The organism is Providencia sp. PROV188, from assembly GCF_027595165.1.
Classification (GTDB): domain Bacteria; phylum Pseudomonadota; class Gammaproteobacteria; order Enterobacterales; family Enterobacteriaceae; genus Providencia; species Providencia lanzhouensis.
In genome coordinates, this window is sequence record NZ_CP097291.1 from 3351668 (window position 1) to 3364689 (window position 13022).

The 13022-nt window shown below is 43.0% G+C and carries 12 protein-coding genes; 6 read left to right on the plus strand and 6 right to left on the minus strand.

Going from position 1 to position 13022, the window contains the following annotated elements:
* The first annotated feature begins 125 nt into the window (after positions 1-125).
* Complete coding sequence (locus M5X66_RS15365; RefSeq protein WP_270103698.1) at positions 126-1343, plus strand: MFS transporter; 1218 nt, start codon at positions 126-128, stop codon at positions 1341-1343.
* Between the two features lie 55 nt (positions 1344-1398).
* On the opposite strand, the gene sugE is transcribed toward M5X66_RS15365, so the two are convergent.
* On the minus strand, positions 1399-1713 hold the full coding sequence (sugE, locus tag M5X66_RS15370; protein ID WP_036955959.1) for a quaternary ammonium compound efflux SMR transporter SugE: 315 nt from the start codon (positions 1711-1713) through the stop codon (positions 1399-1401).
* A 268-nt stretch (positions 1714-1981) separates the two neighbouring features.
* On the opposite strand from sugE, the gene M5X66_RS15375 reads away from it, so the two are divergent.
* From M5X66_RS15375 to M5X66_RS15385, 3 genes are all read left to right on the plus strand, one after another.
* On the plus strand, positions 1982-2887 hold the full coding sequence (locus M5X66_RS15375) for an EamA family transporter (protein ID WP_036955957.1): 906 nt from the start codon (positions 1982-1984) through the stop codon (positions 2885-2887).
* A 348-nt stretch (positions 2888-3235) separates the two neighbouring features.
* Positions 3236-5329 (plus strand): pyruvate/proton symporter CstA, encoded by a 2094-nt coding sequence (cstA, locus tag M5X66_RS15380; RefSeq protein WP_036955955.1) that lies wholly within the window; start codon positions 3236-3238, stop codon positions 5327-5329.
* Positions 5330-5594: 265 nt separating this feature from the next.
* Positions 5595-5798: a YbdD/YjiX family protein gene (locus M5X66_RS15385; protein ID WP_006658997.1), complete on the plus strand. Its 204-nt coding sequence runs from the start codon at positions 5595-5597 to the stop codon at positions 5796-5798.
* Positions 5799-5915: 117 nt separating this feature from the next.
* Here M5X66_RS15385 and efp read toward each other — a convergent pair whose 3' ends face one another.
* Entirely contained in the window at positions 5916-6482 is a 567-nt protein-coding gene (gene efp, locus M5X66_RS15390; protein WP_006658996.1) for an elongation factor P, read from the minus strand.
* Positions 6483-6524: 42 nt separating this feature from the next.
* Here efp and epmB point away from each other — a divergent pair, with 42 nt between their 5' ends.
* Complete coding sequence (epmB, locus tag M5X66_RS15395; protein WP_154609717.1) at positions 6525-7553, plus strand: EF-P beta-lysylation protein EpmB; 1029 nt, start codon at positions 6525-6527, stop codon at positions 7551-7553.
* A gap of 78 nt (positions 7554-7631) precedes the next feature.
* Here the strand turns inward: epmB and M5X66_RS15400 are convergent, their stop codons facing one another.
* From M5X66_RS15400 to M5X66_RS15415, 4 genes are all read right to left on the minus strand, one after another.
* Entirely contained in the window at positions 7632-7976 is a 345-nt protein-coding gene (locus M5X66_RS15400; RefSeq protein ID WP_036955950.1) for a DUF4156 domain-containing protein, read from the minus strand.
* Positions 7977-8372: 396 nt separating this feature from the next.
* Positions 8373-10016 carry a chaperonin GroEL gene (gene groL, locus M5X66_RS15405; RefSeq protein ID WP_036955948.1) on the minus strand — a complete coding sequence of 548 codons (1644 nt, stop codon included), beginning with the start codon at positions 10014-10016 and terminating at the stop codon, positions 8373-8375.
* Between the two features lie 53 nt (positions 10017-10069).
* Complete coding sequence (locus M5X66_RS15410) at positions 10070-10360, minus strand: co-chaperone GroES (protein ID WP_108478399.1); 291 nt, start codon at positions 10358-10360, stop codon at positions 10070-10072.
* A gap of 159 nt (positions 10361-10519) precedes the next feature.
* Positions 10520-11062, minus strand: a complete 543-nt coding sequence (locus M5X66_RS15415) for an FxsA family protein (RefSeq protein ID WP_036955943.1) — start codon at positions 11060-11062, stop codon at positions 10520-10522.
* A gap of 402 nt (positions 11063-11464) precedes the next feature.
* Here M5X66_RS15415 and aspA point away from each other — a divergent pair, with 402 nt between their 5' ends.
* A complete protein-coding gene (gene aspA, locus M5X66_RS15420) occupies positions 11465-12889 on the plus strand; it encodes an aspartate ammonia-lyase (protein WP_036955941.1) in 1425 nt (474 codons plus the stop codon).
* Positions 12890-13022 lie beyond the last annotated feature (133 nt).

The window sequence follows — 13022 nt, forward strand, 5'->3', positions numbered from 1 at the left end:
CCCTCTATTTAATATCAAATAATTAATACCCAAAAATCTAGTTGCATTTTAAAACCAAGTGACCTAGCATTCAACTGGTTTCAAATCAAAACCAATTTCAAATTAAAACTAGATGAGTGTGCAAAATGAAAAATTCCCTTTCATTACCCCATTCGGCTATTGAGCAAAATAGCCTTCAAAATTCATTACCGAAAGGGTTAGTTTATCTCTTCGCAGTTGCCAGTGGATTAAGTGTCGCTAATGTTTACTATGCGCAACCCTTGCTAGATTCACTTTCTCGTGACTTTCATATTAGTGATGCTGCTATTGGTGGCGTTATCACCGCTACTCAAGTTGGCAGTATTCTCGCGCTGTTATTGTTAGTCCCTCTGGGCGATAAAATGAAACGTCGCCACTTGATGGGATGGCAGCTCAGCGCACTTGTTCTGTCTTTGCTCATTGTTGCTATAGCAAAAACACCCGCCATGCTTCTCATAGGAATGCTCGCAGTTGGCATGCTAGGAACCGCCATGACACAAGGATTGATTTCCTATGCAGCGAGCTCAGCGGGAACTCATGAGCAAGGGCACGTAATTGGCACCGCACAAGGTGGTGTGTTTATTGGGCTTTTACTTGCAAGAGTCTTTTCTGGTGCAATAAGTGACCTAACCAGCTGGCGTGGTGTTTATCTCTCTTCTGCACTGCTGATGCTCGCTATTGCCTACCCCCTTTGGCGATATCTACCGCAGATTGATCCGCCAAAGAATGCCATGAATTACTCAACATTGTTGCGCTCAATGGCAACATTATTTAAACGCCAAAAAGTCTTACAGGTACGAGGCTTCTTAGCATTACTGATGTTTGCCGCATTTAATATTTTCTGGAGTGCCTTGGTCATTCCTTTAAGTGATGCACCCCATTATTTTTCTCACACTCAGATTGGTGCGCTTGGTCTTGTCGGTGTAGTCGGTGCGTTGATTGCTTCAAGAACTGGGCGTTTAGCAGATTATGGATACGGACAAATAGTCAGTTTTATTGCTCTGCTATTATTAACGTTATCTTGGTTACCCATTGCGTTTATGGATAGCTCACTATGGGCGTTGATCATTGGGATTATTTTGCTCGATGTGGGCGGGCAATCGTTACATGTGACGAATCAAAGTATGATTTATTGCTCAGAGCCTGAGGCCCATAGCCGCCTAGTGGGACTGTATATGATGTTTTATGCGGTCGGGAGTGGCCTCGGTGCAGTCAGTTCAACGTGGATTTATGCCCATGCGGGCTGGAATGGTGTTTGTCTATTAGGGGTCGGTGTGAGTGCTTTTGCGCTTATTTTCTGGTGGCTGACTCGCCACATTAGATAGGTAATTTAAAATGAAACGGGTAAGCCTTCGCTCACCCGTTCTTATTCTCAGAAACTTAACTGGAAAGTTTTAACCCAATTAGCCCCATCACAATCAAGCCAAGGCTCAATAAGCGGAACATATTGGCAGATTCTCCAAGGAAAATAATCCCGAAAATTGCGGTACCGACTGCGCCAATGCCTGTCCAAATCGCATAAGCGGTTCCGGCAGGCAAGTCACGCATCGCATAAGCGAGTAAGCCCATACTGGCGATAATGGCGGTGATAGTGATAATGCTAGGGGTTAGGCGCGTAAAACCATGGGTATACTTTAAACCCACTGCCCAAACAACTTCTAATAAACCTGCGAATAATAAGATGATCCAAGCCATGGTGGATGTACTCCGTCAACTTCTCGGGGTCGTCCCCATTACTTAAACGTGATGATTTCAGGTCGTCCTGAACACGCGAAATGAAACCGTATTATAAACGTTCAATTTCAGAGACTCAAGTCACTTAAAATAATAATTAACACTAAATTAACACCCATATTTATTCTATTCATGCTGAATTTGAGCCCTGACATGCAATATCGTCGCACAAATCCAAAAGCACAGGTAAAGTAGAGATCCTCCGCCAATTTTGTACCGAGAAAACACCATGCGTATCAAAGATATATTACTTGCCCTGTGTGTCGTGATTATTTGGGGCGTCAATTTTGTGATCATCAAACTTGGCGTAACCGCCTTACCCCCACTACTCCTCGGTGCCTTACGTTTTGTGTTTGTGGCCTTCCCTGCCATTTTCCTATTCAAGCGTCCCAAAATTCCGCTGAAGCTCTTACTGATTTATGGGCTAACCATTAGCTTTGGACAGTTTGCGTTTCTATTTTGCGCCTTGCGTGTGGGCATGCCAGCAGGCATTGCCTCGGTGATTTTACAGTCACAAGCTTTCTTCACTATCTTGCTCGGTGCCGTGATCCTTAAAGAATCCCTACAGCCAACCCACTTTATCGGTATGTTTATCGCCATAGCGGGTCTCGGGATTTTAGCCAATGGCGCAACCTCTGGCGGAATCGATGATATCCCACTGTTGGGCTTGATCTTTATTTTGGTCGCGGGGCTTTCTTGGGCATTCGGTAATATCACCAACCGCATCATTATGCAGCATCAAGGCGAAGAAAAATGCAGCGCCCTTTCCTTGGTCAGTTGGAGCGCCCTAATTCCAATTATACCTTTCTTATTAAGCTCTTGGATTTTCGAAGGCGAAGATGCCATTGTACAAGGCTTAGCGGGGTTTGATTGGTCTGTACTCGGTGTGATTTTGTATCTTGCCTACCTTTCCACTTTTGTAGGTTATGGGTTGTGGGGCGTGCTGCTCGGACGCTATGAGGCATGGCGCGTCGCACCATTCTCTTTATTGGTACCCGTCTTTGGATTAAGTAGCAGTGCTTTATTCCTTGGTGAGCACATAAACGGCATACAAATTGCTGGATTAATTTTGATTATGTTAGGGCTAATCACGACATTGTTTGGTAAAAAAATTATTCAGGTGATTCGAAAGTAACCGCCAACGCATTCAAATACCGGAAATTTTCTTCCGGTATTTTTTTGTCTGTTTGATTATTTTCAGTAAAAACCCCATACACCCAAGCGAATTTATAATCTAAAATTAAAATATTAATTAGAATATAAAACCAATCATTGAATTAACGCTAGACCAAAACAAGATAAAATCCAATATTAACTTCAATTTTAGTGATGCGAATTCCAATATTGGAATTTATCTACAATTTCAATTAAGTGTCTCGATTTAGCTACTTTTTCTTTCCCCCAACTCTCGCTATATCTGTTTGAGTTTTTACTTACATAAATAACTAATAAAGCTCGTTAACGAAATGGATGGGGAAAGGCTATGGGTAAACAATTGATTTGGATTGTTCTCGCTCTGCTCGGCGCGTTTTCGCTCGGTTATATTGCATTAAATCGAGGTGAACAGATCAACGCCCTGTGGATCGTGGTCGCCGCGGTCTGTATTTATTTGATCGCATATCGTTACTATGGACTGTTTATTGCTAAAAAAGTCCTGCAAGTGGACTCCACACGTATGACGCCAGCCATTCGTCATAACGATGGTCTGGATTATGTACCAACCGACAAAAAAGTGTTATTTGGTCACCACTTCGCCGCCATTGCTGGCGCAGGCCCATTAGTCGGTCCTGTACTTGCGGCACAAATGGGGTATTTACCGGGTATGCTGTGGTTGCTCGCAGGGGTGGTATTGGCAGGGGCTGTACAAGATTTTATGGTACTGTTCGTTTCCACTCGCCGCGATGGTCGCTCTTTGGGTGAACTCGTTAAAGAGGAAATGGGTAATACTGCGGGCGTTATTGCGTTGATTGCTTGCTTTATGATCATGGTGATCATCCTTGCTGTGCTCGCGATGATTGTCGTGAAAGCGTTAACACACAGCCCATGGGGAACTTATACCGTTGCCTTCACCATCCCACTGGCTATTTTCATGGGGATTTATACCCGTTATATTCGCCCAGGTCGTATTGGTGAAGTTTCAGTTATTGGTCTTATTTTCTTAGTTTTTGCGATTATTTCAGGCGGCTGGGTCGCAGAGAGTGAAACATGGGCGCCTTACTTTGACTACACTGGCGTGCAGTTAACGTGGATGCTGGTCGGCTATGGCTTTGTGGCTGCGGTTTTACCTGTTTGGCTGTTATTAGCCCCTCGTGATTATCTCTCTACTTTCTTGAAAATCGGGACAATTATTGGTCTGGCGATTGGTATTTTGATTTTAAATCCCAATCTACAAATGCCGTCATTAACTAAATATATTGATGGAACTGGTCCTGTGTGGGCTGGGGATTTATTCCCATTCTTATTTATTACTATCGCTTGCGGTGCCGTTTCTGGCTTCCACGCCTTAATCTCTTCCGGTACCACGCCGAAAATGCTCGCCAATGAAAACCAAGCTTGTTTTATCGGTTATGGCGGGATGTTGATGGAGTCATTCGTGGCTATCATGGCGTTAGTCGCAGCTTGTGTGATTGACCCAGGCGTTTATTTCGCGATGAACAGCCCAATGGCGATGTTAGCGCCAGCAGGAACGACGGATGTTGTGGCTTCCGCGGCGCAAGTTGTCAGCGGTTGGGGCTTCCAAATTACCCCTGAACAATTAACGCAAATTGCCAACGAAGTCGGTGAAACCAGCATTATTTCCCGTGCAGGGGGCGCTCCAACACTGGCAGTCGGTATGGCGTATATTCTTCATGGCGCATTAGGCGGGTTGATGAATGTGGCATTCTGGTACCACTTCGCTATTCTGTTTGAAGCACTGTTTATCCTGACGGCAGTGGATGCCGGAACCCGAGCGGCGCGCTTTATGCTGCAAGATTTACTGGGTGTGGTTTCACCATCATTGAAAAGAACGGATTCCCTACCCGCTAACCTGATAGCCACTGCATTGTGTGTGCTGGCTTGGGGTTATTTCTTGCATCAAGGCGTCGTTGACCCACTCGGTGGTATTAACACCTTATGGCCGCTGTTCGGTATCGCTAACCAGATGCTGGCAGGTATGGCGCTGATGTTATGTGCGGTCGTTCTGTTCAAAATGAAGCGACAAGCCTACGCATGGGTCGCGCTATTACCAACAGCGTGGTTATTGGTTTGTACAATGACCGCAGGCTGGGAAAAAACCTTCAGTGAAGATGCCCGCGTTGGTTTCTTAGCAGTCGCGAATAAGTTCCAAGCGATGTTAGATAGCGGCAACTTGCCGCCGCAATATACAGAATCTCAGTTAACTCAGTTGGTTTTCAATAACCGTTTAGATGCTGGTTTAACGATTTTCTTTATGATTGTGGTTGTAGTTCTCGCCCTGTTCTCTATCCGTACCGCGTTAAAAGCATTGAAATCTAAGGAACCGACCGCCAACGAAGTTCCTTATGAGCCAATGCCAGCCAACTACGAAGAGATTGTGGCAAACACCCGCCATCATTAATACACCGGAGATTGAGAGCTGAGAATTGAGAATTGAGAATCTATTAACCTTTTTACTTCAGTTTTGTATTTTAGATTTTTGATTTAGATGTTTTTCAAAACTCACTCTCTTTCTCCAAAATCGCTAGCTACGATGCAATCCTCTAAATAGTTTGTGTTGTAGCAAGGCGACGAGTTTGATAAACCCGAGGAGCATACATAAGTATGTGACTTGGGTTTAACTAACGAAGACAACACAGCTACAGCGCAAAATATGACGAGGATTTATGTTTGGAAACTTAGGGAAAGCGGCCCGTTACTTAGGCCAAGCCGCCAAAATGATGGTCGGCGTCCCCGACTACGACAACTACGTCGCTCACATGCAGCGTACCCATCCAGACCAAACGCCGATGACTTATGAAGAGTTTTTCAAAGAACGGCAGGATGCTCGCTACGGTGGTAAGGGTAAAGGCGGGTTTAAATGTTGTTAATCATTGCTCTTATTGAGCACCGCAAATAAAAAAGCCGAATACAGTACGAAACTGCATTCGGCTCTTCTTGATCTCACTTCGCCACTCACTATAATGGCTGGCTTGATCTGTCGACGATTATTTCACGCGTGAAACGTATTCGCCTGAACGAGTGTCAACTTTGATCACTTCGCCGATCTGAACAAACAGAGGAACTTTAACCACTGCACCAGTGCTTAACGTTGCTGGCTTACCACCAGTACCTGCTGTGTCACCTTTCAGACCTGGATCTGTTTCGACAACTTCTAATTCAACGAAGTTCGGCGGAGTTACCGCGATTGGACGACCGTTCCACAGCGTTAAGATACAATCAGCTTGGTCGATCAGCCATTTTTCGTTGTCACCGATAGCTTTCGCATCTGCTGCCAGCTGTTCGAAAGTTTCGTTGTTCATGAAGTGCCAGAACTCACCGTCGTTGTACAGGTAAGTTAAGTTCATATCCATGACATCTGCGCCTTCAACAGAATCAGTAGATTTAAAAGTTTTTTCCAACAGTTTGTTAGAAATCAGTTTACGCAGACGAACGCGTGCGAACGCTTGACCTTTACCCGGTTTAACGAATTCACTTTCAAGAATTGCACACGGCTCACCATCTAACATGATTTTAAGACCTGAGCGGAATTCATTGGTACTATAAGTAGCCATGGAGATCCTCTATTTATAAACTAAAAATGGCATAGCCAAAAAATGGTCGATATTATAACTCAAAATACCTCATCCAGAGAAGTCTGGATACAACAACTTGCCGAAGCAGTCACTAATCCGGATGAATTGCTGCAATTACTAAACTTAGAAGACCATCAGCCATCGCGAGAAGGTCATGAAGCACGTAAGTTATTTCCTTTACGTGTTCCGCGTCCTTTTATTTCGCGAATGAAAAAAGGTGATCCACTAGACCCTCTGTTATTGCAGGTATTAACCGCAAAAGCAGAGTTCGATATACATCCAGGTTTTTCTACTGATCCACTAGAAGAGCAGGATAACGCGATCCCGAGTTTACTCCACAAGTACCGTAACCGCGCATTAATGCTGGTTAAAGGGGGTTGTGCAGTGAACTGTCGATACTGCTTTCGCCGGCATTTTCCTTATGAAGATAACAAAGGAAATAAAAATAACTGGTTGATGGCTGTGGATTATATAAAAAACCACCGTGAACTCAATGAAATCATCTTCTCTGGCGGTGATCCTTTAATGGCAAAAGACCACGAACTTGACTGGTTAATTAGCCAACTTGAGGAAATTCCACATATTACTCGCTTGCGAATTCATTCTCGCTTGCCAGTGGTAATTCCAGAAAGAATTACAGATACCTTTTGCCAGCGTTTATCTCAGTCACGTTTGCAGGTCATTATGGTGACTCACGTTAACCATGCTAACGAGATTGATGATGAATTTACGAAAGCGATGCAGAAATTAAAACGTGCAGGCGTCACACTGCTCAACCAAAGCGTATTGCTCCGCCAAGTTAATGACAATGTCACTGCTTTGGCAAACCTGAGCAATGCCCTATTTGATGCAGGAATTTTACCGTATTACTTGCATGTGCTCGATAAGGTCCAAGGTGCTGCCCACTTCTTAGTGAGTGATATTGAAGCTCGACAATTAATTCGTGAATTGTTAAGTCAGGTCTCGGGGTATTTAGTACCGAAGTTAGCGAGAGAAATTGGCGGGGAGCCAAGCAAAACCTTACTCGATTTAAACTTGCGCCAAAGCTAGTCTGAGTTAATAAACATCAAAACTAATAGGCATAAAAAAACCCGCTTAACTGATTAAGCGGGTCTTATTGATACATGATTATTGGCACTTATAAACTTGGCCAACCATTTTGCTATCAACAGGAACAAAGCTAGATAGGACAGTTTCGCTTGGGCTTGAAGCACCAAAAATCACGTTACCACCCATTGCTGCAGCTTTGTTACGTAAATCATTTGCTGCGCCGCGCATGGAGCTAGATTCGTTATTAACGCCGCTCAACCAGTTGCTTTGAGTTCCAGTGACTTGACCAAGAAGTTGACATTCGCTTCCCGGTTGATTTTCAACAAAACGAACTTGTGAGCCTGCCGCAGTCAGATCATTGGTTGATGTACAACCTGCTAAAGTTAGTAATGCAGCAGCACCAAGCAAGACTTTAATTCGCATGTTTTCCCTCATTTTTTATTGTGTTTTTGCAGCTGGTTGTTGAACCTTTATAGCTCCAATCACTCAAAATTCTGTTTTATGACAGTAAATTAGCGTACTAGATATCCAAGTAGGCTTGATAAAAACTGTCAATCGCTCAGAGTTTATCACAAAACAATCAATACGCTTGTGATGTTCTTTACTTATTTAAACTATTTTTTACCTTGGGTTAAATATAACCCGATGAGTTACCTTAACGCAAAAATAAGTAATAAACCTCACAAATACAAAGCACGAAAGCATTAATTTGATTACCTATAAAAAAACCGGCACCACTCGATAATTCATGGTGCCGGTCTTATTTTGGCTGGTAGCCACTAGTTAGTGGCTACTGGCGCACAATGTTTGCCTACTGGCTTACATCATGCCGCCCATTCCGCCCATGCCACCCATACCCGCTGCGCCTAAATCAGGAGCGTCAGATGCTGGCATATCAGTGATCATCGCTTCAGTCGTAATCATCAGACCTGCGATTGATGCTGCGAATTGCAGAGCAGAACGAGTAACTTTAGTTGGATCCAGAATACCCATTTCGATCATGTCGCCATAAGTATCTGTTGCTGCGTTGTAACCGTCGTTGCCAGTTGCTGCTTTAACATTGTTAACAACAACAGAAGCTTCTTCACCTGCGTTAGTGACGATTTGACGCATTGGCGCTTCCATCGCACGCAGAGCAACACGGATACCTACGTTTTGTTCTTCGTTATCGCCTTTCAGTGCTTCCAGTTTAGCCGCGACGCGAACTAACGCAGTACCACCACCAGCAACAACACCTTCTTCAACCGCTGCGCGAGTTGCGTGCAGAGCATCGTCAACGCGAGCGCGTTTTTCTTTCATTTCAACTTCAGTTGCTGCACCCACTTTAATTACCGCAACACCGCCAGCTAATTTCGCTACGCGTTCTTGCAGTTTTTCACGGTCGTAATCAGAAGAAGACTCTTCGATTTGTTGACGGATTTGAGTCACACGACCTGCGATTGCAGTTTCGTCACCGATACCATCGATGATGATAGTGGTGTCTTTGTTGATAACGATACGTTTAGCTTGACCTAAATCTTCTAACGTTGCTTTTTCCAGCTCCATACCGATCTCTTCAGAGATAACAGTACCGTTAGTCAGGATAGCGATATCTTGCAGCATTGCTTTACGGCGGTCACCGAAACCAGGCGCTTTAACCGCAGCGACTTTCACGATACCACGCATGGTGTTCACGACTAATGTAGCCAGTGCTTCACCTTCAACATCTTCAGCGATGATCAGCAGTGGTTTGTTCGCTTTAGCAACGCCTTCTAATACTGGCAGTAATTCACGAATGTTAGACACTTTTTTGTCGACTAACAGGATGAATGGGTTTTCCAGTTCAACAACGCCAGTTTCTGGTTTGTTGATGAAGTAAGGAGATAAATAACCGCGGTCAAACTGCATACCTTCAACCACGTCTAATTCGTCTTCCAGACCAGTACCTTCTTCAACGGTGATAACGCCTTCTTTACCGACTTTCTCCATTGCTTCTGCAATTAATTTACCAACAGTTTCGTCGGAGTTTGCAGAAATAGTACCAACCTGTGCGATTGATTTAGTATCTGAACATGGAACTGACAGAGTTTTCAGTTCTTCAACAGCAGCAACGACTGCTTTATCGATACCACGTTTCAGATCCATTGGGTTCATACCCGCAGCAACTGCTTTCAGACCTTCGGTGATAATTGCTTGAGCTAAAACGGTAGCGGTTGTTGTACCGTCACCCGCTGCATCGTTAGCTTTAGAAGCAACTTCTTTCACCATTTGTGCACCCATGTTTTCGAATTTATCTTCTAATTCGATTTCACGAGCAACAGAAACACCATCTTTAGTGATAACTGGTGATCCAAAAGATTTGTCTAAAACAACGTTACGGCCTTTAGGACCTAAAGTTACTTTAACTGCATCAGCAAGAACATTGACACCACGAAGCATTTTTGTACGAGCGTCATTACCAAATCTAACGTCTTTAGCTGCCATTATCTCTTTCCTTTAAATTCTTTTCGTTTGATGAAAGTTTTAAGTGAAAATTCTTATTCAACGATTGCTAAGATGTCGCTTTCGGACATGATTAACACTTCTTCGTTGTCGATTTTTTCAGCTTTTACGCCATAACCGTCGTTAAAAATTACGATATCGCCAACTTTCACATCCAGCGCTTTAACGTCGCCATTTTCGAGGATGCGGCCTTGGCCCACAGCGATAACTTCACCACGAGTTGATTTGCCCGCAGCACTGCCAGTTAACACGATACCACCAGCAGATTTAGATTCGATTTCTTTACGTTTAACGATAACACGGTCATGCAATGGACGAATTTTCATTAATAGTTCTCCTACAAATAAAGTCCATACGGGTAAAAGGTCGATACCAAGGTGATCTTCACCAGTACCATGTTTCAGGAGATTGGGATGAATAACTAAGACTTCAAGGGGTGGGAGATAAATTTTTTTATTATTTATCTCCCTACAGTTCAAAGGGAATTAAGGTTTAGGCGGGTTATCTTGGTTGGAATCTGAAGATTTATCGTCAGGAACACGATGGCTTTCACCATCAATAGTTCTTTCGCGATCAATAGTATAAGAAGGGTCATCTTGCTTGCGTTGGTACTCGCCTTCAAAAGTATTGCCATTTTGATAGCCACCACCCTGAAAACCATTTCCAGGTTGGTAAAACTTGATGTGCGGGATTAAACGCATCACAAATAATTTTTGTACTGGTGGTAGTAATAAAAGTAGTCCAATAAAGTCCGTAAAGAATCCAGGAACAATAAGTAAAAATCCTGCTAACACTAACGCCACACTTTTAATCATTTCAGCGGCAGGACTTTCACCACTCATTAATTTTTGTTGTATTTGCATGACATTTTTCATCCCTTGGTTCTTCACAAGTGAAACCCCCAAACAGGATGTGAGCACCACTAAAATTAATGTCATCAATACACCAATTTCAGCCGCAACTCGGACAAAAATGACCGACTCTATATACACCAAAATACATATCAGAATTAGTGGTAACCAGCGCACAAGTACTCCTTAATATCAATAAGCTACTGCATTTTTCGGGGCTAAATGAAAACCTTTGTGAACTATCTCTAAGAGACTACTATTCATATTCGCTTTTTTCATCAGTATAGCCATAATAATTGGGTCTCTGATCGTGATTTTCAACTCATGGACTAAGATCATTAACAAGGCTTATCTGTGATTTAAATCACACAATATAAATTCTATTGCACTAATCAATCCATAAAATGATCTAGGTTCAAGGTATGGGGTGATAAAGGGCATATGATCACCCCATAAGTCAGTAGAACATAATACTGATAAAGGAGTAATAGGTGGTAATCACCTAGAAGTTTAGTTTTAGGATATATTTTTAAAAGCGCATAAACGGACAGTAACTGTAATCTAATTAAGAAGGTTCTCATGTCAAACAATACTCGTATCGAAGAAGACCTGTTAGGTAAAAAAGAAGTTCCAGCCGATGCCTATTATGGTGTTCATACTCTGCGTGCGATTGAAAACTTTTATATCAGCGACCGCACCATTAACGATGTCCCAGAATTTATTCGCGGCATGGTAATGGTAAAAAAAGCAGCCGCACTAGCTAACAAAGAACTGCACACTATTCCTCGTAATATCGCAGATACCATCATCAAAGCATGTGACGTTGTTTTGAATGAAGGCAAATGCATGGATCAGTTCCCAGTTGACGTATTCCAAGGTGGTGCGGGCACATCACTGAACATGAATACCAACGAAGTTCTGGCAAACATCGGTCTTGAACTGATGGGTCATAAAAAAGGTGAGTATGAATTCTTAAACCCAAATGACCATCTGAACAAAAGCCAATCTACCAACGATGCATACCCTACCGGTTTCCGTATCGCGGTTTATAACTCTGTTCTGAAATTAATCGATTCTGTTACTTACCTGAAAAAAGGTTTTGAAAGTAAAGCAGAAGAGTACAAAGACATCCTGAAAATGGGTCGTACTCAATTACAAGACGCAGTACCAATGACTGTTGGTCAGGAATTCCATGCTTTCGCAACTCTTCTTAAAGAAGAAGAAAAAAATCTGAAACGTAGCATCGATTTACTGCTCGAAGTTAACTTAGGTGCAACTGCTATCGGTACTGGCCTGAACACAGCCCCTGGTTACCAAGAACTGGCTGTTAAAAAATTAGCAGAAGTAACAGGTTTAGCATGCGTACCATCAGAAGACCTAATCGAAGCAACTTCTGACTGTGGTGCTTACATCACTGTTCACGCTAGCCTGAAACGTTTAGCAGTTAAACTGTCTAAAATCTGTAACGACTTACGTTTACTTTCCTCTGGTCCTCGCGCAGGATTGAAAGAAATTAATCTGCCAGAATTACAAGCAGGTTCTTCTATCATGCCAGCAAAAGTTAACCCAGTAATTCCTGAAGTTGTTAACCAAGCATGCTTCAAAGTTATGGGTAACGACATCTGTGTAACGATGGCTGCTGAAGCAGGTCAATTACAATTAAACGTAATGGAACCAGCAATCGGTCAAGCGATGTTCGAATCCATTTCTCTGATGAGCAATGCATGCCGCAACTTAGTAGAAAAATGCGTTAACGGCATCACTGTTAACAAAGAAATCTGCGAAGCGTTTGTATTCAACTCTATCGGTATCGTAACTTACCTGAACCCATTCATCGGTCACCACAACGGTGATATCGTGGGTAAAATCTGTGCAGAAACAGGTAAGAGCGTACGTGAAGTTGTCCTAGAACGCGGACTGCTGACCGAAGCGCAACTGGATGATATCTTCTCTGTTGAGAACCTAAAACATCCAGCATATAAAGCAAAAAGATTTGACGACTAATTATTTATGTTTAGCATAAATAATTCTTAAGAATAAGGGCACGACTTTCCACCGGATAGCGTGCCTTTTTTCATGAATGCACACACAAATAATTAACATAACAGTTTCATAATTTTCATTTTTGTCGAGGAGT

Bases quoted from the DNA above. Each gene is read 5' to 3' on its own strand.
- M5X66_RS15365 (WP_270103698.1), top strand. From the start codon at position 126: ATGAAAAATTCCCTTTCATTACCCCATTCGGCTATTGAGCAAAATAGC.
- sugE (WP_036955959.1), bottom strand. From the start codon at position 1,713: ATGGCTTGGATCATCTTATTATTCGCAGGTTTATTAGAAGTTGTTTGG.
- M5X66_RS15375 (WP_036955957.1), top strand. From the start codon at position 1,982: ATGCGTATCAAAGATATATTACTTGCCCTGTGTGTCGTGATTATTTGG.
- cstA (WP_036955955.1), top strand. From the start codon at position 3,236: ATGGGTAAACAATTGATTTGGATTGTTCTCGCTCTGCTCGGCGCGTTT.
- M5X66_RS15385 (WP_006658997.1), top strand. From the start codon at position 5,595: ATGTTTGGAAACTTAGGGAAAGCGGCCCGTTACTTAGGCCAAGCCGCC.
- efp (WP_006658996.1), bottom strand. From the start codon at position 6,482: ATGGCTACTTATAGTACCAATGAATTCCGCTCAGGTCTTAAAATCATG.
- epmB (WP_154609717.1), top strand. From the start codon at position 6,525: ATGGTCGATATTATAACTCAAAATACCTCATCCAGAGAAGTCTGGATA.
- M5X66_RS15400 (WP_036955950.1), bottom strand. From the start codon at position 7,976: ATGCGAATTAAAGTCTTGCTTGGTGCTGCTGCATTACTAACTTTAGCA.
- groL (WP_036955948.1), bottom strand. From the start codon at position 10,016: ATGGCAGCTAAAGACGTTAGATTTGGTAATGACGCTCGTACAAAAATG.
- M5X66_RS15410 (WP_108478399.1), bottom strand. From the start codon at position 10,360: ATGAAAATTCGTCCATTGCATGACCGTGTTATCGTTAAACGTAAAGAA.
- aspA (WP_036955941.1), top strand. From the start codon at position 11,465: ATGTCAAACAATACTCGTATCGAAGAAGACCTGTTAGGTAAAAAAGAA.